15 protein-coding genes, 1 tRNA gene and 1 pseudogene are annotated in these 18,837 nt (G+C 68.2%); 4 read left to right on the top strand and 13 right to left on the bottom strand.

All coding sequences use genetic code 11. The annotated features are described in order from the left end of the window. Positions 1-95: 95 nt before the first annotated feature. Positions 96-842: a 30S ribosomal protein S2 gene (gene rpsB / locus ACFJIX_RS16135; protein ID WP_377152676.1), complete on the bottom strand. Its 747-nt coding sequence runs from the start codon at positions 840-842 to the stop codon at positions 96-98. A gap of 214 nt (positions 843-1,056) precedes the next feature. On the opposite strand from rpsB, the pseudogene ACFJIX_RS16130 reads away from it, so the two are divergent. From ACFJIX_RS16130 to ACFJIX_RS16120, 3 genes and pseudogenes are all read left to right on the top strand, one after another. Then, positions 1,057-2,413, top strand: a pseudogene (locus tag ACFJIX_RS16130) (amidase). A 1-nt stretch (position 2,414) separates the two neighbouring features. Continuing rightward, complete coding sequence (locus ACFJIX_RS16125) at positions 2,415-3,620, top strand: FAD-dependent oxidoreductase (protein WP_377152674.1); 1,206 nt, start codon at positions 2,415-2,417, stop codon at positions 3,618-3,620. 26 nt (positions 3,621-3,646) lie between these two features. Continuing rightward, entirely contained in the window at positions 3,647-5,161 is a 1,515-nt protein-coding gene (locus ACFJIX_RS16120) for an NAD(P)H-hydrate dehydratase (RefSeq protein ID WP_377152672.1), read from the top strand. Between the two features lie 125 nt (positions 5,162-5,286). Here the strand turns inward: ACFJIX_RS16120 and rnr are convergent, their stop codons facing one another. Further along, the gene (rnr, locus tag ACFJIX_RS16115) at positions 5,287-7,695 is read right to left on the bottom strand and encodes a ribonuclease R (RefSeq protein WP_377152670.1); all 2,409 of its coding nucleotides are present in this window, start codon (positions 7,693-7,695) and stop codon (positions 5,287-5,289) included. A 183-nt stretch (positions 7,696-7,878) separates the two neighbouring features. Here rnr and ACFJIX_RS16110 point away from each other — a divergent pair. Then, positions 7,879-7,963, top strand: a tRNA-Leu gene (locus ACFJIX_RS16110). Positions 7,964-8,162: 199 nt separating this feature from the next. Here ACFJIX_RS16110 and ACFJIX_RS16105 read toward each other — a convergent pair. The 11 genes from ACFJIX_RS16105 to ACFJIX_RS16055 form a co-directional block, all read right to left on the bottom strand. Then, the gene (locus ACFJIX_RS16105) at positions 8,163-8,684 is read right to left on the bottom strand and encodes a phosphoribosyltransferase (protein WP_067275520.1); all 522 of its coding nucleotides are present in this window, start codon (positions 8,682-8,684) and stop codon (positions 8,163-8,165) included. A gap of 72 nt (positions 8,685-8,756) precedes the next feature. Continuing rightward, on the bottom strand, positions 8,757-10,094 hold the full coding sequence (locus ACFJIX_RS16100; protein WP_377152668.1) for an adenylosuccinate synthase: 1,338 nt from the start codon (positions 10,092-10,094) through the stop codon (positions 8,757-8,759). A 52-nt stretch (positions 10,095-10,146) separates the two neighbouring features. Beyond that, positions 10,147-11,310 carry an ATP phosphoribosyltransferase regulatory subunit gene (locus tag ACFJIX_RS16095; RefSeq protein WP_377152666.1) on the bottom strand — a complete coding sequence of 388 codons (1,164 nt, stop codon included), beginning with the start codon at positions 11,308-11,310 and terminating at the stop codon, positions 10,147-10,149. A gap of 174 nt (positions 11,311-11,484) precedes the next feature. Further along, positions 11,485-11,670, bottom strand: a complete 186-nt coding sequence (locus ACFJIX_RS16090; RefSeq protein ID WP_377152664.1) for a DUF2065 domain-containing protein — start codon at positions 11,668-11,670, stop codon at positions 11,485-11,487. An 89-nt stretch (positions 11,671-11,759) separates the two neighbouring features. Beyond that, positions 11,760-12,659, bottom strand: coding sequence for a protease modulator HflC (gene hflC, locus ACFJIX_RS16085; RefSeq protein WP_377152662.1), 900 nt, complete (start codon positions 12,657-12,659; stop codon positions 11,760-11,762). Positions 12,660-12,678: 19 nt separating this feature from the next. Further along, positions 12,679-13,944 (bottom strand): FtsH protease activity modulator HflK, encoded by a 1,266-nt coding sequence (hflK, locus tag ACFJIX_RS16080; protein WP_377152660.1) that lies wholly within the window; start codon positions 13,942-13,944, stop codon positions 12,679-12,681. Positions 13,945-13,997: 53 nt separating this feature from the next. Further along, entirely contained in the window at positions 13,998-15,329 is a 1,332-nt protein-coding gene (gene hflX / locus ACFJIX_RS16075) for a GTPase HflX (RefSeq protein ID WP_377152658.1), read from the bottom strand. Positions 15,330-15,335: 6 nt separating this feature from the next. Further along, positions 15,336-15,578, bottom strand: coding sequence for an RNA chaperone Hfq (gene hfq, locus ACFJIX_RS16070; protein WP_067275532.1), 243 nt, complete (start codon positions 15,576-15,578; stop codon positions 15,336-15,338). An 82-nt stretch (positions 15,579-15,660) separates the two neighbouring features. Further along, the gene (gene der, locus ACFJIX_RS16065; protein ID WP_377152656.1) at positions 15,661-17,007 is read right to left on the bottom strand and encodes a ribosome biogenesis GTPase Der; all 1,347 of its coding nucleotides are present in this window, start codon (positions 17,005-17,007) and stop codon (positions 15,661-15,663) included. 1 nt (position 17,008) lies between these two features. Beyond that, entirely contained in the window at positions 17,009-18,154 is a 1,146-nt protein-coding gene (gene bamB, locus ACFJIX_RS16060; RefSeq protein ID WP_377152653.1) for an outer membrane protein assembly factor BamB, read from the bottom strand. Then, positions 18,151-18,825, bottom strand: a complete 675-nt coding sequence (locus ACFJIX_RS16055; RefSeq protein WP_377152651.1) for a YfgM family protein — start codon at positions 18,823-18,825, stop codon at positions 18,151-18,153. The genes bamB and ACFJIX_RS16055 overlap by 4 nt, the downstream gene beginning before the upstream one ends. Positions 18,826-18,837: the final 12 nt, after the last annotated feature.

Raw genomic sequence — 18,837 nt, 5'->3', positions numbered from 1 at the left:
CGGAACGACCCGGCACCGCTGAAATCTGAATCTGCTTGGACGAAGGGGGCTGAATCAGCCCCCTTGTCAGAACCCGTCGAGGGTCAGGGCCTGGATCAGGCGCCTTCGTTCACTTCGACGAACTCGTCGCCTTCAGCGGCGACGGCCGTGACGACTTCGTTCGACGAGTTGGCGCGGCCTTCCAGCACGGCGTCGGCGACAGCCTTGGCGTACAGGGCGACAGCCTTGGCCGAGTCGTCGTTGCCGGGGATGACGTAGTCGATGCCTTCGGGCGAGTGGTTGGTGTCCACGACGCCGATGACCGGGATGCCCAGCTTCTTGGCTTCCAGGACGGCGATCTTGTGATAGCCGACGTCGATGACGAACAGGGCGTCCGGCAGCGCGACCATGTCCTGGATGCCGCCGATGTTCTTCTCGAGCTTGTTGATGTCGCGCGTGAACATCAGGGCTTCCTTCTTGATCGCGGGCTGGGTGCCGGCGTCGATCTGGGCCTGCATGTCCTTGAGGCGCTTCAGCGAGGTCTTGACCGTCTTGAAGTTGGTCAGCGTGCCGCCCAGCCAACGCTGGTTGACGCTCGGGACGCCGGCGCGCTCAGCTTCGGCGGCGACGATGTCGCGGGCCTGGCGCTTGGTGCCGACCATCAGGATCGTGCCGCGCTTGGAGGCGAGCTGGCGCACGAACTTCAGGGCTTCCTCGAACGCGGGCAGCGTCTTCTCGAGGTTGATGATGTGGATCTTGTTGCGATGGCCGTAGATATACGGGGCCATCTTGGGATTCCAGAAGCGGGTCTGGTGGCCGAAATGGACGCCGGCTTCCAGCATCTCACGCATCGTGACGGACATAAGTAACTCCGAAGGTTGGTTCTAGAATCCGGCACGAATTGCGACGTCTGCTTGTACGTTGCAACACCTTGATTCGCCGGACTCGCGAATTTGCGATCGATGGACAGGCCTTGAACAAGTCTGGGCCCCAACCACCTGCCGCGTTCTCCACCGGACTCCAGCCCCAACGGCTGGCTTATCCGGGAAAAACCCGACGAGTATAACCCGTTTTCGCATGCCGATCGACCTGACCGAGGCGCTCGCCTCCCTGCGTTTGGGCCGCCACGCCGCGCGCAGCCTGCTGGACGAGAGCCTGGCGCTTGCCGACGCCGCCGCGTGCGAGCACGTCTTCCTGCGCCGCTTCGACGAGGAGGCCCGCGCGGCGGCCGACGCCTCGGATGCCGCAGTGGCTCGCGGCGATCCCCGCCCGACGCTTGGCGGTCTGGCGGTGTCCGTCAAGGACCTGTTCGACGTCGCCGGGCAGCCGACGACCGCCGCCTCCGCCGCGATGGACGATGCGGCCCCCGCCGAACGCGATGCCCCGGTCGTCGCCCGGCTGCGCGCCGCCGGCGCCGCGCTGACCGGCCACACCAACCTGAGTGAGTTCGCCTTCTCCGGCGTCGGGATCAATCCGCATCACGGCACGCCCCGGAATCCGGTGACACACGCGATCGACGGCCTGGCGCGCATTCCCGGCGGATCGACCTCCGGCAGTGCGGTCAGCGTCGCCACCGGCGCCGCGTGGGCGGCACTCGGTTCGGACACCGGCGGGTCGCTGCGCATCCCGGCCGCGCTGCAGGGACTGGTCGGCTTCAAGAGCACGGCGCGGCTGGTGCCGCTTGACGGGTGTGTCCCGCTGTCGCCTTCGCTGGACACGGCTGGCGCGATCACGCGCTCGGTGAGGGACGCCGCGCTGCTGCACGCGGTGCTGAGCGGCGCACCGGCCGACCTCGATGAACGCCCCTTGTCGGCATGGCGTTTCGCGATCACGCCGGACTTCATGCAGGACGAGCTCGAGCCCGCGGTGGCCGCCGCATTCGAACGCGCGCTCGCGACGCTGCGCGCTGCCGGCGCCCGCATCGAGGAACGCGCGCTGCCCGCCCTGCCCCGTGTGGCGGAACTGCAAACGCAAGGCGGCATCACCGCGGCCGAGGCCTGGGCATGGCACCATGCGCGCCTCGCCGAACGCGGCGACCGCTATGACCCGCGCGTCGCGATGCGCATCCGCCGCGGCGAGGCCATCCTTCCCGCCGCCTACCAGGCGCTGCTCGACGCCCGCCGCCGCTGGATCCACGACATGACGGCCGCCATGGCCGGCATCGACGCCTTCCTCAGCCCCACCGTTCCCCCTCCAAGCCCCGGAGATCGCCCCCTTGCTGCACAGCGACGACCTGTTCCTTGCCACCAATGCGCGCCTGCTGCGCAACACCGCCGTCGTGAACCTGCTCGACGGCTGCGCGATCTCGATCCCGTGCGAACATCCCGGCGAACTGCCGGTCGGCCTGATGCTGTGGGCGCCCGCGCTGCGCGATCACGCGGTGCTGGGCGCCGCGTCGAGCGTCGAGGCGGCCCTCGCCGCGGGGACCCGCTGAAATGCGGATCGCCATCATCGGAGCCGGTCTGGCCGGCGTCACCAGTGCCTACGAACTCGCGCTGCAGGGCCATGAGGTCCATGTCTTCGAACGCGACACCAGCGTCGCCACCGGCGCGAGCTTCGCGCCGCCGGGGCTCATCGCGCCGGGCCTGATGGCCGCGCGGCCCGACACGCCGCTGGCGTGGCGCGGCAAGCCGGGCCAGCTCGGCTGGAAGTTCGCGCATTGGCGCGCCGGCCGCGCGCGCGGCGTGCAGGCGATGCCGGAAGCGCTGCATGCGCTGGCGCTGCGCGGCCAGGCCGTGATGGCGGTGTGGCGGCGCGAATTGAAGATGGACGTCGAGCGTGAAGCCGGCGTGCTGCTGCTGTGGCGCACCGCCAAGGACTACAAGAGCGCAGCACCGCTGCTGGCCCGGCTGCAGGAGCGGCAGGTGCCGCATCGCGAGCTCGACGCCGACGGTTGCCGCGCGCAGGAACCCGGCCTCAACGCCGAGACCGCGCTGCACGGCGGCATCCTGCTGACGCAGGACGAAGCGGCCAATGCCCGCCAGTTCAGCCAGGCGCTGAAGCTGGAGGCGCAGCGGCTCGGCGTGCAGTGGAACTTCAACACCGATGTGCTGCGCATCGAGCCCGGCAGCCAGCCGGCCGTGCACGCGGCCGCGGGCGAGCCGCTGCGGGCGGACGCGGTGCTGGTGTGCGCCGGCAAGGGCGCGGCGCCGCTGCTCGCCGCCCAAGGGTTGAAGCTGCCGTGGGGAACGGTGCACACGCACACGCTGACGGCGCCCTTGCGCATGCTGGAGGCGCACCCGGACCTGGGGCCGCGCGCGACCGTCATCGACATGGCGCTGGGCGTCAGCCTCACGCGACTCGGTCAACGCGTGCGCGTCGGTGGGGCGAACGAGCTGGGCGGCTCGTCGTCGCAGCCGGATGGCCAGTCGATGGGCGCGCTGCACCAGGCTGCGCACGACTGGTTCCCGGGCGCCCTGCTCGCCGGCGGTCAGCAGCGCTGGAAGACCTCGCGCCTGCTGCTGCCCGACGAGCTGCCGCTGATCGGCGAGTCCGGCCTGCCCGGCGTGTGGTTGAACATCGGTCATGGCGAGCACGGCTGGACCATGGCCGGAGCCGCCGCGCAACTGTTGGCGGCCCGGCTCGCGAAGAAGGATCCGGGCATCGACGCCGCGTTGCTGGAACCGGCACGGCTCCAGTGAGCTGAGACGGGGATAGAGTCGGCGCCATGCTGCCGGTGCTGCCCACGTCCCACGACCGATCCCTTCACGACGCGCCGTCGAGCCGGCGCATCGAGGCGGCGGCGCTGTCGCTGCATCCGCCTCACACACTGATCGAGCGCGCCGGGCTTGCCGTGGCGCGTCTGGCCGTGGCACTCCGACCTTTCGGCCAGCACGCCGCGGTGTTCGCCGGTCCGGGCAACAACGGCGGAGACGGCCTCATCGCTGCCCGTCACCTGGCCGCCCGTGGATGGACGGTGGACGTGCTCCTGGTTGGGCCGGAACCCTCGCCAGGCAGTGACGCCGCGCATGCGCTGCACACCGCCCGGCAAGCCGGCCTGCGCCTGCACGCCGATCTCCCACACATGGCCGGGTGGGCCGATGTCACCATCGACGCCCTCCTCGGCCTCGGCGCGAACCGCGCACCCGAAGGGCCCATCGCCTCGGCCATCCAGGCCATCGACACAATGCGCGATGCCGGTGCCACGGTGCTGGCCGTCGACGTTCCCAGCGGCATCGATGTCCGCACCGGTCAGCCATTGGGCGCCGATGCCGTGCGCGCGCATCACACGCTGACTTTCCTGACTCTCAAGTCCGGCCTGTTCACCGGAGAAGGCCGTGCGCTCGCGGGGCGTGTCTGGTTCGACGATCTCGACGTGCCCGTCGACGACAAGGGCGTCGGCGTGCTCTTCGGCGCCAGCCGCATCGCGCGCTGGCAAAGCGCGTTCGCGCGTTCCGCGGCCAGCCACAAGGGACGGCATGGCGACGTCGTCGTCCTGGGCGGCGCGCCGACGATGCGCGGCGCCGCGTGGCTCGCCGCGACCTCGGCGCTGGCCGCCGGCGCGGGGCGCGTGTACGCGGCACTGCCTGACGACGACGGCCAGCCGTGGCCCGCGCGACCGGAACTCATGCATTGGGATGCCGCGCGCTGGAGCGCTTCGCCGGACACCTGGCGGGACATCGTCGCCGTGTGCGGCTGTGGCGGCGGGACTGCGATCGCGTCGGCGTTGTCGAAGGCATTGCACGGCGCGACGCGCGTCGTGCTCGATGCCGACGCTCTGAACCTGGTGGCCGCCGACGAGACACTGCAGCATGCGCTACGCCGTCGCGCCGCGCACGGCTGGCCCACGATCCTGACGCCGCATCCTCTGGAAGCGGCGCGACTCCTGGGACTGCCGTCGGCGGCCGATGTGCAGGCCGATCGCCTGGACGCCGCGACGCAACTGGCGATGCGCCTCCCGGCGACCGTCGTGCTCAAGGGATCGGGCAGCATCGTGGTCACGCCCAAGCGGCGCCTGTCGATCAATGGCACCGGCTCATCAGCGCTGGCCACCGCAGGCACGGGCGACGTGCTGGCCGGCTGGATCGGCGGACTCTGGGCGCAGTCGCCGGGCATCGCGCCGCACGACCTCGCCTGTGCCGCCGTGACCTGGCACGGCGCGGCGGCGGAAGGTCATGCGGGTCCCCTGCTCGCCGCCGACCTGATCGACGCGATGGCCGCGCTGCACAGCCCTTCCGCCTGAACGACGGCGAGCGCGTTCGTCAGAAACACCAAGGGCCTGGCATGACCAGGCCCTTCTTCATCGGAGGCTCGATCGCGAGGGACCGACACTCGTCAGGCTGCGCTCATGCGCCGTTCATGCACCGTTCATGCGCCGCGCTTGCGCCGCGTCGACTTCGCCGCTGGCGCGCCACTGCCCTTCGCGGCGACCGACTTCGCCGCACTGCGCGCCGTGCGTTTGGCCGCCTGGACCGGATGCGTCGACGAGCCCTTCGTCGCGCGCTCCGACTTGCGGCGCTCGGCCTTCAGCACGCGATCGGCCTGCTCGATGCGCTCGAGCGCGTCGACCGCCGTCGGCGGATCAGGCGGCGGCAGCGGCATCGGCTCCACCGTCACGGCCGGAGCCGCAGCAGCCTCGCGGCGCGCACGGTGCTCGGCGCGCTTGTCCTGCTTCCTCGCGGGACCCTTGCCATCGCCGCCACGGCGGTCGCCGAACTTGTCGCGATGGGCGCCGCGCAGCAGACGCTGCTCGTCGCCGTCGCGCACCAGCCGGAAATCGATCTTGCGGCCGTCCAGGTCGACACGGCTGACCTGAACCTGCACGCGCGCGCCGGTGGCGTAGCGGATGCCGGTGCGTTCGCCGCGGAGCTCCTGGCGGACCTCGTCGAAACGGAAGTACTCGCCGCCGAGTTCGGTGATGTGGATCAGGCCCTCGACATACAGCGCGTCGAGCTGCACGAACAGGCCGAAGCTCGTCACCGCGCTCACCGTGCCGGCGAATTCCTCGCCGAGGTGGTCGCGCATGAAGCGGCACTTCAGCCAGGCCTCGACGTCGCGCGAGGCCTCGTCGGCGCGACGCTCGTTCGCGCTGCAGTGCGCGCCGACGACTTCCCAGCGCTCCGACTCGGTCGACGCGGAGGACGGGCTCGGCGCCTTCGAGGCCGGCTTGCCCGGCCGCTTGGGCATCGGGTTCGCGGCTTCCATCTTGTGCGCATCGAGCGCGTACTTCTTCGATCCGAGCAGCGCCTTGATCACGCGGTGCACCAGCAGGTCCGGATAGCGACGGATCGGGCTGGTGAAGTGCGTGTAGGCCTGGTACGCGAGGCCGAAGTGGCCCGCGTTGGCCGGCGTGTAGATCGCCTGCTGCATCGAGCGCAGCAGCATCGTGTGGATCTGCTGGGCGTCGGGCCGGTCCTTGGTCGCCTGCGCGATCGCCTGGAACTCACCCGGCGACGGATCGTCGCTGATCCCCATGCCGATGCCCAGCGCCCGCAGGTAGGCCTGCAGCGTGCCGCGCTTCTCGGGCGTCGGGCCCTCGTGGACGCGGTACAGCGACGCATGCTTGCCGCCGGCGATGAAATCCGCCGCGCAGACGTTGGCGGCGAGCATCGCCTCCTCGATCAGGCGGTGGGCCTCGTTGCGCGTGCGAGGCACGATCTTCTCGATGCGGCCGTTGTCGTCGCAGACGATCTGGGTCTCGGTGGTCTCGAAGTCGATCGCGCCGCGCTTGGCGCGTTGCGACAGCAGCGCGCGGTAGACCTCGTGCAGGTGCAGCAGGTGCGGCACCAGCGCCTTGCGCTTGTGGGCCTCGGGGCCGTGCGTGTTGCCGAGGATCGCCGCCACCTCGGTATAGGTGAAGCGCGCATGCGAGTTGATGACCGCCGGATAGAACTGGTAGGCGTGCAGCTCGCCGGCCTCGCTGACCAGCATGTCGCAGACCATGGACAGGCGGTCCTGCTCCGGATTCAGCGAGCACAGACCGTTCGACAGCTTCTCCGGCAGCATCGGGATGACGCGTCTGGGGAAGTAGACCGAGGTCGCGCGCTCGTAGGCATCGCGATCCAGCGGTTCGCCGGGCTTCACGTAGTGGCTGACGTCGGCGATCGCGACCAGCAGCCGCCAGCCCTGGAATGCCGTCTTGCCCCGGCCCTGCTTGTGGGGCTCGCAGTAGACCGCGTCGTCGAAGTCGCGGGCGTCCTCGCCGTCGATCGTCACCAGCGCCACGTCGCGCAGGTCGATGCGATGCTTCATGTCGACCGCGCGGACCTTGTCGGGCAGCTTCGCCGCCTGCGCGAGCGTGTCGGCGCTGAAGGCGTGCGGGACCTCGTACTTGCGCACGGCGATCTCGATCTCCATGCCGGGGTCGTCGATCTCGCCCAGCACTTCGGTCACGCGACCCACCGGCTGCGAATACAGCGACGGCGGCTCGGTCAGTTCGACGGCGACGATCTGCCCCGCGGTCGCGTTCGCGATCGCGTTCTTCGGAACCAGGATGTCCTGGCCGTAGCGCTTGTCTTCAGGGGCGACGAGCCAGATGCCGGACTCGAGCAGCAGCCGGCCGATGATCGGCTTCTTGCGGCGTTCGAGGATCTCCAGCACACGGCCTTCGGGACGATTGCGCTTGTCGTGGCGCACGATGCGCACCCGCAGGCGATCGCCGTGCATGACGGCGTGCATCTCCTGCGAGGACAGATAAACGTCCGGTTGACCATCGTCGGGCATCAGGAAACCGTGCCCGTCGCGGTGACCCTGCACCGTGCCTTCGATCTCCCCCATCAGCTGAGCGCCTTGGGCGCCCTGGGGGCTTGCATTCTTGAAGTTTTTGATAGTAGAATCCTTGTCTTTCCTGAAACGCAGAAGCTCTTTTGCGTTTCGAGAAACCGAGGGCTCAAGAATACTTCAAGAAGTTCTTCATGAAGTGGCTTGAGCTGGTTTCCCGAGAAGCTGGCTTCTGACCTTGCCCAGGTGGCGGAATTGGTAGACGCACTAGTTTCAGGTACTAGCGGGTAACTCCGTGGAGGTTCGAGTCCTCTCCTGGGCACCATATTCGAAAAGCCGGCTTCCAGCCGGCTTTTCTCATTCTGACGCCCAGGAAGTGATGTCCGGCGGACATCACGGGAGGACTCGAATGGTTTGGACCGTGAGGTCCAAACCGGGGTCGCGCTTGCGTGACCGAGTCCTCTCCTGCGATCACAGCGAGCGGCGCAAGCGAAAAGGGCTGACAGTTGTCAGCCCTTCGTTCATCAGATCGCGAATTTCTTCGCCAGCGCATCGGGGCGCAGCGCGTCGTAATCTTCGAACGGCTGATGAATCCACGGGCTGGTTTCCAGCATCTCGACGTAATAGTCCGGGGTGTACTCCGAAACGCTCTTCGTCCAGATCACTGCCGAACGCAGCTCGCTGATCGACGGCATGCCGCGCAGCCGTTCCACCACGGCCTTCAGCGTCACGCCAGAGTCCGCCAGGTCGTCCACCAGCAGCACGCGGCCAGCCAGTTCGCCCTTGGGCATGGTGATGTACTTGGCGATGTCCAGACGCCCCTGGATCGTGCCCGCTTCCGCGCGATACGAGCTGGTGGACATGATGCCCAGCGGCTTGTCGAACACGCGCGACAGCACGTCGCCGGGACGCATCCCGCCGCGCGCCAGACACAGGATCTGGTCGAACTCCCAGCCGGAGGCATGCACCTTCAGCGCCAGGCGTTCGATCAACAGGTGGTATTCATCCCACGACACGTACAGATGTTTGCCGTCGTCGGTCAACATGGGGGAGGCTCCTCAGCGATGGATGGGGTCAGGTCTGGATAAGACGGAAAACGACAGAGGCCGAGCGGTCGCTCAGTCCTTGAACGGATGCTGCAGCAGGATGGTGTGTTCGCGATCGGGGCCGGTGGACACCATGGCGATCGGCGCGCCGATCACCTCTTCCACGCGCTTCAGGTAGGCAATCGCGTTGGCCGGCAGCTGATCCCACTTCGTGATGCCGAAGGTCGACTCGGTCCAGCCGGGGAAGACTTCATAGACCGGCTTGCACGCGACGATCTCGTCGGCGTCCAGCGGCAGGATGTCGATCTGCTTGCCGTCGAGCTCATAGCCCACGCACATGTTGATCTCGGCCAGGCCGTCCAGCACGTCCAGCTTGGTCAGGCACAGGCCGGTGATGCCGTTGATGATGATCGAGCGCTTCAGCGCGGCCGCATCCAGCCAGCCGCAGCGGCGGGCGCGACCGGTGACGGTGCCGCGCTCCTGGCCGACCGTCGACAGGTGGTGACCCACGGTGCCCGGCGTCTCCCAGTCCAGCTCGGTCGGGAACGGACCGGAGCCCACGCGCGTCGCGTAGGCCTTCGTGATGCCCAGCATGTAATGCAGCATCTGCGGACCCACGCCGGCGCCCGCGGCGGCGTTGCCGGCCACGCAGTTGCTCGAGGTCACGTACGGATAGGTGCCGTGGTCGATGTCCAGCAGCGTGCCTTGCGCGCCTTCGAACAGGATGTTCTGACCGGCCTGATGCGCCTTGTGCAGCATGTAGCCGACGTCGGCCATCATCGGCCTGATCTGGTCGGCCAGCGACATCGCATGGTCGAAGATCGGCTGGAACTCCAGCGCCTTGCCGTTCAGGTAACCGGTCAGCGCGACGTTGTGCAGGTCGATCAGTTCCTTGAGCTTCTTCGCGAAACGATCCGGATGCTTCAGGTCCTGCACGCGCAGCGCGCGGCGGGCGACCTTGTCCTCATAGGCCGGGCCGATGCCCTTGCCGGTCGTGCCGATCTTGCCGCTGCCGCTGCTCTCGCGCAGCGCCTCGCGGGCGCGGTCGACCTCGACGTGGAAGGGCATGATCAGCGGGCAGGACTCGCTGATGTACAGGCGCGAACGCACCTCGACGCCGGCCTTCTCCAGGCGCTCGATCTCCGACAGCAGATGGGTCGGGTCCAGCACCACGCCGTTGCCGATGTAGCAGGCGACGCCGTCGCGCATGATGCCCGACGGGATCAGCTGCAGCGCCGTCTTCACGCCCTTGATGACCAGCGTGTGGCCGGCGTTGTGGCCGCCCTGGAAGCGCACCACGCCTTGCGCGTGGTCGGTCAGCCAGTCGACGACCTTGCCCTTGCCTTCGTCACCCCATTGGGTGCCGACGACCACCACATTGCGCCCGCGCGCGATCTCACTGCTTTGCATGTCGTTCATCCGATGATTTGGAGGTTGAGGGTGGAGGGGCGAATCGCGTCGCTCACAGCGATCGCAGCACCCATTGACCGCCGGACTGCACCAGCTCGCGGTCGCATTCGAATTCGTCGTTCTCTTGCTCGTGGCCCGGCAGGACGCAGACCACCGTCTCGCCCTGCTCGCGCAGACGGCGGACCGCCGCGCGCAGGTCGGGATCCTCGCCCCACGGGGCGCGCACCGCGGCCCGCAGCGACGTGGCGGGGATCAGTCCCACCAGCGCCTTCAGGTCCAGGCTGAAACCGACAGCGGGACGACGCCGGCCGAAGACCGCGCCGACCTCGTCGTAGCGGCCGCCGCGCAGCACCGCATCGCTGCCGCCTTCCGCATACAGCGCGAAGCGGACGCCGCTGTAGTAGCCGAAGCCCGGCAGGTCCGCCAGATCGACACCGATGCGAACGTCGGGATACGCCGCGCGCAGGTGATGGACCAGCCACTCCAGGTCGTCCAGCGCGGCCGTGACCAGCGCATTGACCGGCAGTGCGCGACGCGCGTCCGCCAGCACCTCGACGCCGCCATACAGGCGCAGCAGTGTCTGCAGCGCGGCGACGACATCGTCCGGCAATTCATTGGAGAACGCCGCCACGCCGGCAGCGTCCTTGGCGGCCATCGCCGCCACCAGTGCGCTCAGACGGTCCTCGCCCAGCGCATGCTCGCCGAGCACGCCGCGCACCAGGCGTGCGTCGCCCAGGTCCAGCACCAGGCGCGTGACGCCGGCGCGTTGCATCGCATCGATGGCCAGTTCCTGCGCTTCGAGATCGGCTTCGAGACCGGCATGGCCGTAGATCTCGACGCCGAACTGGAGCGGCTCCCGCGTCGCGGTCAGGCCCTCGGCGCGCGTGTGCAGCACCGGGCCGCAGTAGCACAGACGCGTCACGCCGGCGCGGTTCAGCAGGTGGGCATCGATGCGGGCGACCTGCGGGGTCGTGTCCGCGCGCAGGCCCAGGCTGCGACCGGAGAGCTGGTCGACGAGCTTGAAGGTCTTGAGATCCAGCGCCTGGCCGGTGCCGGAAAGCAGCGAGTCGAGATGCTCCAGCATGGGAGGCATCACCAGCTCGCAACCGTAGGTCCGCGCCATGTCCAGCAATTCGCGCCGCAGTTCTTCGATGCGGCGAGCCTGGGAGGGCAGGACGTCAGCAATGTGCTCGGGCAGCAGCCAAGCAGAGGCCATGGACGTTCAGGGAGGGGGTTAAAAACGGCATTGTACCGGGGTCGCGACGCGCCTCGACCGCCAGAACCCTCAGGCGAGGGTCCGGCGCGGGTTCGTCAACGATCCAGCAAGGCTTCGTGACGGGCCGCGCAGCCCGCTCACCGTCCTGTGCGCCGTGCTGCTGACCCGCAATGCTCAGAGCAAGAGCAGCAGCAGGCCGCCGCACAACAGACTGGCCAGGCCGAGGAATCTCAGCTGTCCGTCGCTCATGGCCAACAGCTTCGAGAACAACTGGCGCCACGCGTCGGGATTCAGGAAAGGCAACAGCCCCTCCATGATCAGCAGCAGCGCCAGCGCCGCCAGCCACTTGTCGCCGTTCATGATGGGGCCGCCCTCCCCGGCTGCTGCCGGTCAGCCTGCTGACGAGGGCCGGTCGACCCGGAGGTCGTCAGGGCCGGCCCTTCCAGAACTCACTTCTTCGGCGCAGGCGCTGCCGGGGCGCCGGGGCCACCGTTGCGCATCGCGTTGAAGAAGGGGCTCGACGGGTCGAGCACCATCACATCGCTCTTGCCCTTGAACGACGCCTGGTAGGCATCGAGCGAGCGATAGAACTGCGCGAATTGAGGATCGCGGCTGAAGGCCTCCGAATACAGCGCCGCCGCCTTGGCGTCGCCCTCGCCCTTGATCTTCTGCGCGTCGCTGTAGGCCTCGGCGGTGATCACGTCGCGCTGCTTGTCGGCATCGGCCTTGATCTTTTCGCCTTCGGCCGCGCCGGTGGAGCGCTGCTCGTTCGCGGCGCGGGCGCGTTCCGTCTTCATCCGGTTGTAGACGGCCTCGGTGATGTTGGCCGCGAAGTCCACGCGCTTGACGCGCACGTCGACGATCTCGATGCCCAGCTCCTTGGCGGTGCCCTCCAGTCGCTTGCGGACGTCCAGCATGACCTTCTCGCGCTCGGTGGCCAGCACGGCGGCCACGGTGCGCTTGGTCACCTCCTCGTTCATCGCGGAATTGACCACCGGGCTCAGTCTCGATTCGAGATTGCGCAGCTGGCTGCCGTTGTTGCGGATGAACTGCTTGGGATCGACGATGCGCCACTTGACCAGCCAGTCGACGACCAGGCTCTTCTTCTCGGCGGTGAAGATGGCGCGGGGCTCGGACGAGTCCAGCGTCTGGACGCGGCGGTCCAGGAAGACCACGTTCTGCAGCGGCGGCGGCAGCTTGAATTTCAGGCCGGGTTCGGCGATCACGTCCTTGATCTCGCCCAGCGAGTAGACGACCGCGTACTGACGCTGGTCGACGACGAACAAGGTCGAGCTGGCGATCATGAACAGGATCAGCAGACCGACGACGACGGAGACGATGCGATTCATTGTTGTGGGCTCCTGTCGATCAACGGCCGTCGCGGTCGCGACTGCGCATGCTGTCGCGCGAGCGCGGATCGGTGCTCAGCGAGGGACTGGCCGTCGATGCATCGGTCGGCGCGACCGGGGTCGGCACGCTGGTCGTGACGGTCCCCGTCTGCTGCTGGATCAGCTTGTCCAGCGGCAGGTACAGCAGGTTGGAACCGCTCTTGTCCACCATCACCTTGGTGACCCGCGAATAGACCTGCTGCATCGCGTCGATGTAGAGGCGGTCGCGCGTGACGGCCGGCGCCTTCTGGTACTCGGCCAGCACGGACTTGAAGCGCTGCGCATCGCCTTCGGCGTACGAGACGACCCGGGCGCGGTAGGCCTCGGCGTCTTCGCGCAGGCGGGCCGCCTGACCCTGGGCGCGCGGGATCACGTCGTTGGCGTAGGCCTCGCCCTCGTTCTTCAGGCGTTCGCGATCGGCGTTGGCGCGGAAGGCATCCTCGAAAGAGGCCTGCACCTGCTCCGGCGGTTGCACGCTGTTCAGGTTGACGGCGGAGATCTGGATCCCCGTCTTCAGCCGGTCCAGCTGCTGCTGGATCGACGTCTGCAGCTCGGTGGCGATCTGGTCGCGCTTCTCGTAGAGCACGGCATTCGCCTCATTGCGACCGACGATCTCGCGCACGGCCGACTCCGACGCCAGCGTGACGGCCTCGTCGGTGTTGACGTTCTCGAACAGGTAGTCGCGCGAATCCTTCAGCCGGTACTGCACGGTGAAGCGCACGTCGATGATGTTCTCGTCCTGCGTCAGCATCGACGAATCGCGCAGGCCGGTGGCCTGGCCGACCGTGTTGCGACCGATCTCGACCGAGCGCAGTTGCGTCACCGAGACGACCTCGTGCGCCTGGAACGGATACGGGAAGCGGTACTGGATGCCGGCGTCCACCGTGCGGCTGTACTTGCCGAACGAGGTGACCACGCCCTGCTGACCTTCCTGCACGATGAACAGGCCGCTGGCCAGCCAGCCGAGCAGCACCACGCCGACCACCAGGCCGGCGCCGATACCGGCGCCGCGCATGTCGGGCTGGGGATTGCCGCCGCCGGAAGGGCCATTGCCGTCATTGCCGCCGCGGCCGCCGAACAGCCGCGAGAGCTTGCGGTTGAAGTCGCGCCACAGCTCGTCCAGGTCAGGCGGGCCTTCGTTGCGGCCATTGCTCATCCAGAGCCCCAGCCGGCGGCGCAGGCTGCCGGCTCCACCCCGCGGGTCACGTCCACCACCGGCGACGGACATGCGATCGTCTTGATTCATACGCATCCTGATGAGGAAGTCTTGTTGCAAGTATCGGGCATTGGCGAAGGGCCTCAGCCTGTGCGTCCCTGCGGATGATCCTGCGGGTCCGAACGATCTTGGGGCGGGTCCTGAGGGTTCAAGTCGACATCGTCGGCATCGCTCCCATCCGCCTCTTCGACCCCTTCGCCCCTTTCGGCTTCGTCGCCGGCTTCGTCGTCGGCATCCGTCATGCCGCTGTACTCGGGCACCGGGGCGGCCTGCATCAGCGACGCGATCATCGTGCGCAGTTCGTCCAGGCCTTCGCCCTTGGCCGCGCTGACGAAGATCCGTGGCAGACGCTGTCCGCCATGTTCGCCGCCGACGCGCGTCAGCCAGTCCTGCAGCTGGCGCGGACGCTGGTTGTCTTCCAGCAGGTCGAGCTTGTTGTAGACGAGGATCTGCGGGATGTGCTGCGCGCCGATCTCGGCGAGCACCCGCTCCACCTCCTCCATCTGCTCGGTCAGCACCGGACTGGCGGCGTCGACGACATGCAGCAGCAGGTCGGCGTCGGCCGCCTCCTGCAGCGTGGCCTTGAACGCCTCGACCAGCTTGTGCGGCAGATCGCGGATGAAGCCGACGGTGTCGGACAACGAGACGCTGGTGCCGGCCTCTTCGAGGTACAGCGAGCGGGTCGTCGTGTCGAGCGTCGCGAAGAGCTGATTGGCCGCGTAGGCCCGCGCCTTGGTCAGCGCATTGAACAGCGTGCTCTTGCCGGCGTTGGTGTAACCCACCAGCGAGACACGGAACACGCCGTTGCGCGCACGGGCGCGACGCTGCGTGGCGCGCTGCTTCTGGACCTTCTTGAGCCGCTCCTTGATCGACTTGATGCGGTCGTCGATCATCCGGCGGTCCAGCTCGATCTGGCGCTCGCCGGGGCCGCCGCGCATGCCGATGCCGCCGCTCTGACGTTCCAGATGGCTCCAACGACGCACGAGGCGTGTGGCGAGGTACTGCAGCCGCGCGAGCTCTACCTGCAGCTTGCCCTCGAAGCTCTGCGCGCGGGCCGCGAAGATCTCCAGGATCAGCGCGGTGCGGTCGGCCACGGGCACGCCGAGGTGGCGTTCCAGATTGCGTTGCTGCGCGGGGGAGATCGCCTGGTCGAACAGCACGGTGTGGGCGCCGAGCGCCTGCACCATCAGCTTGATCTCGTCGGCCTTGCCGGAACCGATGAACAGCGCCGCGTCGGGCGCCTTGCGCCGCGCGACGACCCGCGCGACCGGGGTGTCACCGGCGGACTCGGCCAGCAGCGCGAGTTCGTCGAGGGTGGGGTCGAAGGCCTCGCCGCGGCCCAGATCGACCCCCACCAGAATGGCACGCGCCGCCTCGGGGGGCGGCGTCGAATGGGTGGGGTCTTGTGTGGTCAATCAGCTTCAGCTGGCGTCGTTGCTCTCGCCGGTGTGGAAGTTCACCGCACGGCCCGGCACCACCGTCGAGATGGCGTGCTTGTAGACCATCTGCGTGACCGTATTGCGCAGCAGCACCACGTACTGGTCAAAGGACTCGATGTGGCCCTGCAGCTTGATGCCGTTCACGAGGTAGATGCTCACAGGAACATGCTCCTTGCGCAGCAGGTTCAGGAAGGGATCTTGCAAGAGTTGTCCTTTGTTGCTCACGATATGCTCCGTGTTAGAGAGGGAGAGGTGTTGGAACCTCGCACCTTATCACAGCACCGGGTTTCCCCGGGCCGGCCCGTCCTCAGGTTTCGGCGAACGGGTTTTTCGAGGAACGCAGCTCGATCTTCATCGGCGTGCCCACCAGCTTGTAGTGGTCGCGGATGCGCCCTTCCAGATAACGCTTGTAGACGTCGCTGACGCCTTCGAGCGCATTGCCGTGGATGACGACGATCGGCGGATTCATCCCGCCCTGGTGGGCGTAGCGCAGCTTCGGACGCGAGATGCCCGAGCGCTGCGGCTGCTGATGCTGCACCGCTTCCTGGATCAGGCGCGTCAGCACCGGTGTCGTCATCTTGCGGTAGGCGGACGAATAGGCGTCCGCCAGCGCCTTCCACAGCGGGCCCAGGCCCTGCCGCTTCAGCGCGGAGATCTTCAGGATCGGCGCGAAACGCAGGAAGCCCAGGCGTGTCTGGATCTGGCGCTCGATGGTCTCGCGCTGGTAGCTGTCGATCGCGTCCCACTTGTTGATCGCGATGACGACCGCCCGGCCGCTGTCCAGCGCATAGCCGGCGATGTGCGCGTCCTGGTCGGTGACGCCCTGGGTCGCGTCGATCAGCAGCAGCACGACGTTGGCGTCGGCGATCGCCTGCAGCGTCTTGACCACCGAGAACTTCTCGATCGCCTCGAAGACCTTGCCCTTGCGGCGCAGGCCGGCGGTGTCGATCAGCTTGAACTTCTGGCCGTTGTGCTCGAAGTCGACGCTGATGGCGTCGCGCGTCGTGCCGGGCATGTCGAAGGCGACCAGCCGCTCCTCGCCCAGCCAGGTGTTGATCAGCGTGCTCTTGCCGACGTTGGGACGGCCGGCGACCGCGAGGCGGATCGCCCGCTCGTCGTCGGGACCGGCACCCTCCGCGGGTTCCTCGTCCTCGACCGGCGCCTCGAAGCTGTCCAGCACCGCCTCGAGCAGCGAGCGGATGCCCTGCCCGTGCGCGGCGGAAACCGGATGCGGCTCGCCCATGCCGAGCTCATGGAACTCGGCCAGCAGCGGGCTGTCGCTCATGCCTTCGGCCTTGTTGACGGCGATGAAGACGCGCTTGTTGCACTGGCGCAGATAACGACCGATGTCCAGGTCCTGGCCGGCGAGGCCGGTGCGGACGTCCAGCACGAAGATGACGGCATCCGCCTCTGCCACGGCCTGGCGGGTCTGCTTGGCCATCTCCTTGACGATGCCGGTGGTGCTGTCGGGCTCGAAGCCACCGGTGTCGATGACGATGAACTCGCGATCGCCCAGACGACCGTCGCCGTAATGGCGGTCGCGCGTGAGGCCGGCGAAGTCCGCGACGATGGCGTCGCGGCTCTTCGTCATCCGGTTGAACAGCGTGGACTTGCCCACGTTGGGGCGGCCCACCAGGGCGATCACAGGTTTCATATCAGTCTTGGCGCAGCGCGAACAGGCGTCCGCTGCGGGTGGCGATCAGCACCGTGCCGCCGAGCTGCACCGGCGCCGCGGCGATGCCGGAGCTGTCGGTCTGCAGGCGCTGCACGGTCAGACCCTTGTCCTTGGACAGGAAATGCACGTAGCCCTCGCTGTCGCCGACGATGACCGACTTGTCGGTCACCAGCGGCGCGCTGAGCTTGCGGTTCTGGAACTGGTCGGCGGTCCAGACGACGTCGCCGGTGCGGGTGCCCCAGGCCGTCAGGCGGTCGGAGGCGTCGCCGCCGACGACGATCGTCGAGTCGGCGCCCACGCCGCGCAGGCCGGCGTTGTTGCGGGTCCAGATCGTGTTGCCGCGTTCACCGTTGACGCAGGCGACCGCCGACTGGAACGCACGGGCGCAGAAGACGTCGTTGTCCCGGGCCAGCGGACCGACCAGATCGGCCAGGCGTTCGACCTCGTTGGTGCCGCGCGGGTTGGCGACGGTCGCTTCCCACATCAGCAGGCCACGGGTGGGGTCGATGCCCGCCAGGCGCGAGCCCTGCCCGACCAGCAGCGTGTTCTGGTAGGCACCGAGCACGCCGGCCTGCTGCAGCGTGAGCGGCTCGCCCGGACGGCGCAGTTCCCACAGGCGGCGGCCGTCGACGGCGTCGAAGGCCAGCACCGCGCGGTCCAGCGTCAGCACGAACACGCGCTCGCCGGCGACGAACGGCGACGTCACGACCGGGGTCGTCATCGTCTTGCGCCACAGGATCTTGTCGCCTTCGGTCACGACCAGTTCGTTGTCGCGCGTCACGGCCGCGGCGAAGCGGCCATCGCTGCCGACGCCCGCCGTCAGGCCCTTGCCGATGTCGGCGCGCCACAGCGTGGTGCCGTCATTCGCGGAGATCGCGCTGATGACGCCATCCGATCCGCCGACGACGAAGCGGTCGTTGACCGCCGTGATCGTCAGCGGGAACTTGACGCTGTCCACGCGCGCTTCCCAAGCCACGCGGGCCTGGAGCGACGGCGTGATGTTCTCCAGCGCCGCCGGCTTGGGCGCGGTGGAGCTGCTGAACAGCGAGCAGGCGCCCAGCGTCGCCGCGACCCCGCCCAGCAGCAGCGCACGGGTCAGCCGACCGAGGGTCAGGCCGGCGTTCATTGAGTGGCTCCCGCAGCGGGCTCGTCACCGCCGACGGCCACGCCCAGGCTGGCCAGCTTCACTTCGAGCAGGCGGCGATAGTCGAGCTGCTTGTCCAGCCCGTCGTAAGCCTTCTTGAACTCGGTCTTGGCGACGTCCGGCTTGTTCTGCAGCAGCGCCAGATCGCCGCGGCGGTCGGCCACCAGGGCGGCGAAGTCCGCGCTCTTGACGCTGTCCAGCGTCTTGCCGGCTTCGTCGAACTGCTTGGCGTCCATCTGCAGCGCGGCCAGGCGCAGGCGCGCCAGATCGCGGTAGGCATCGCCCTTGGCGTTGGCGGCGGCCCAGGTCAGGGTGGCGCGCGCGTCGTCGGCCTTTTCCTTGTCCAGCTGCAGCTTGGCGGTCAGCAGTGCGGCCTGCGCGGCGTACCCGGTGCCGGCATAGTCCTGCTTCAGGTTGCCGAAGACGGCGACGCTCTTGCCCAGGTCGGCGGCCTGCGTCGCACGCTGCAGCTCACCGAACATCGCGGCGGCCTTGGCGGCTTCCGTGCGCTGCCAGTAGTTCCAGCCGGTCCAGCCGGCGTAAGCCACCAGCGCCAGCGTCAACAGCCAGGTGATCGGATTGCCCCAGCGCTTCCAGAACGCCTTGAGCTGCTCCAGCTGTTCCTGTTCTTCGAGATCGAGATGAGACGCCATGTGCGAGTGAGG

The sequence above is a fragment of the Roseateles sp. UC29_93 genome (assembly GCF_042695725.1).
Taxonomy (GTDB): Bacteria; Pseudomonadota; Gammaproteobacteria; order Burkholderiales; family Burkholderiaceae_C; genus Roseateles; species Roseateles noduli_A.
The sequence above is the reverse complement of the archived record's forward strand: the minus strand, read 5'-3'. Positions and strand labels throughout refer to the sequence as shown.

Coding starts and splice junctions, on each gene's coding strand:
- rpsB (WP_377152676.1), bottom strand. CDS start 842: ATGTCCGTCACGATGCGTGAGATGCTGGAAGCCGGCGTCCATTTCGGC.
- ACFJIX_RS16125 (WP_377152674.1), top strand. CDS start 2,415: ATGCGGATCGCCATCATCGGAGCCGGTCTGGCCGGCGTCACCAGTGCC.
- ACFJIX_RS16120 (WP_377152672.1), top strand. CDS start 3,647: ATGCTGCCGGTGCTGCCCACGTCCCACGACCGATCCCTTCACGACGCG.
- rnr (WP_377152670.1), bottom strand. CDS start 7,695: ATGGGGGAGATCGAAGGCACGGTGCAGGGTCACCGCGACGGGCACGGT.
- ACFJIX_RS16105 (WP_067275520.1), bottom strand. CDS start 8,684: ATGTTGACCGACGACGGCAAACATCTGTACGTGTCGTGGGATGAATAC.
- ACFJIX_RS16100 (WP_377152668.1), bottom strand. CDS start 10,094: ATGCAAAGCAGTGAGATCGCGCGCGGGCGCAATGTGGTGGTCGTCGGC.
- ACFJIX_RS16095 (WP_377152666.1), bottom strand. CDS start 11,310: ATGGCCTCTGCTTGGCTGCTGCCCGAGCACATTGCTGACGTCCTGCCC.
- ACFJIX_RS16090 (WP_377152664.1), bottom strand. CDS start 11,670: ATGAACGGCGACAAGTGGCTGGCGGCGCTGGCGCTGCTGCTGATCATG.
- hflC (WP_377152662.1), bottom strand. CDS start 12,659: ATGAATCGCATCGTCTCCGTCGTCGTCGGTCTGCTGATCCTGTTCATG.
- hflK (WP_377152660.1), bottom strand. CDS start 13,944: ATGAATCAAGACGATCGCATGTCCGTCGCCGGTGGTGGACGTGACCCG.
- der (WP_377152656.1), bottom strand. CDS start 17,007: ATGAAACCTGTGATCGCCCTGGTGGGCCGCCCCAACGTGGGCAAGTCC.
- bamB (WP_377152653.1), bottom strand. CDS start 18,154: ATGAACGCCGGCCTGACCCTCGGTCGGCTGACCCGTGCGCTGCTGCTG.
- ACFJIX_RS16055 (WP_377152651.1), bottom strand. CDS start 18,825: ATGGCGTCTCATCTCGATCTCGAAGAACAGGAACAGCTGGAGCAGCTC.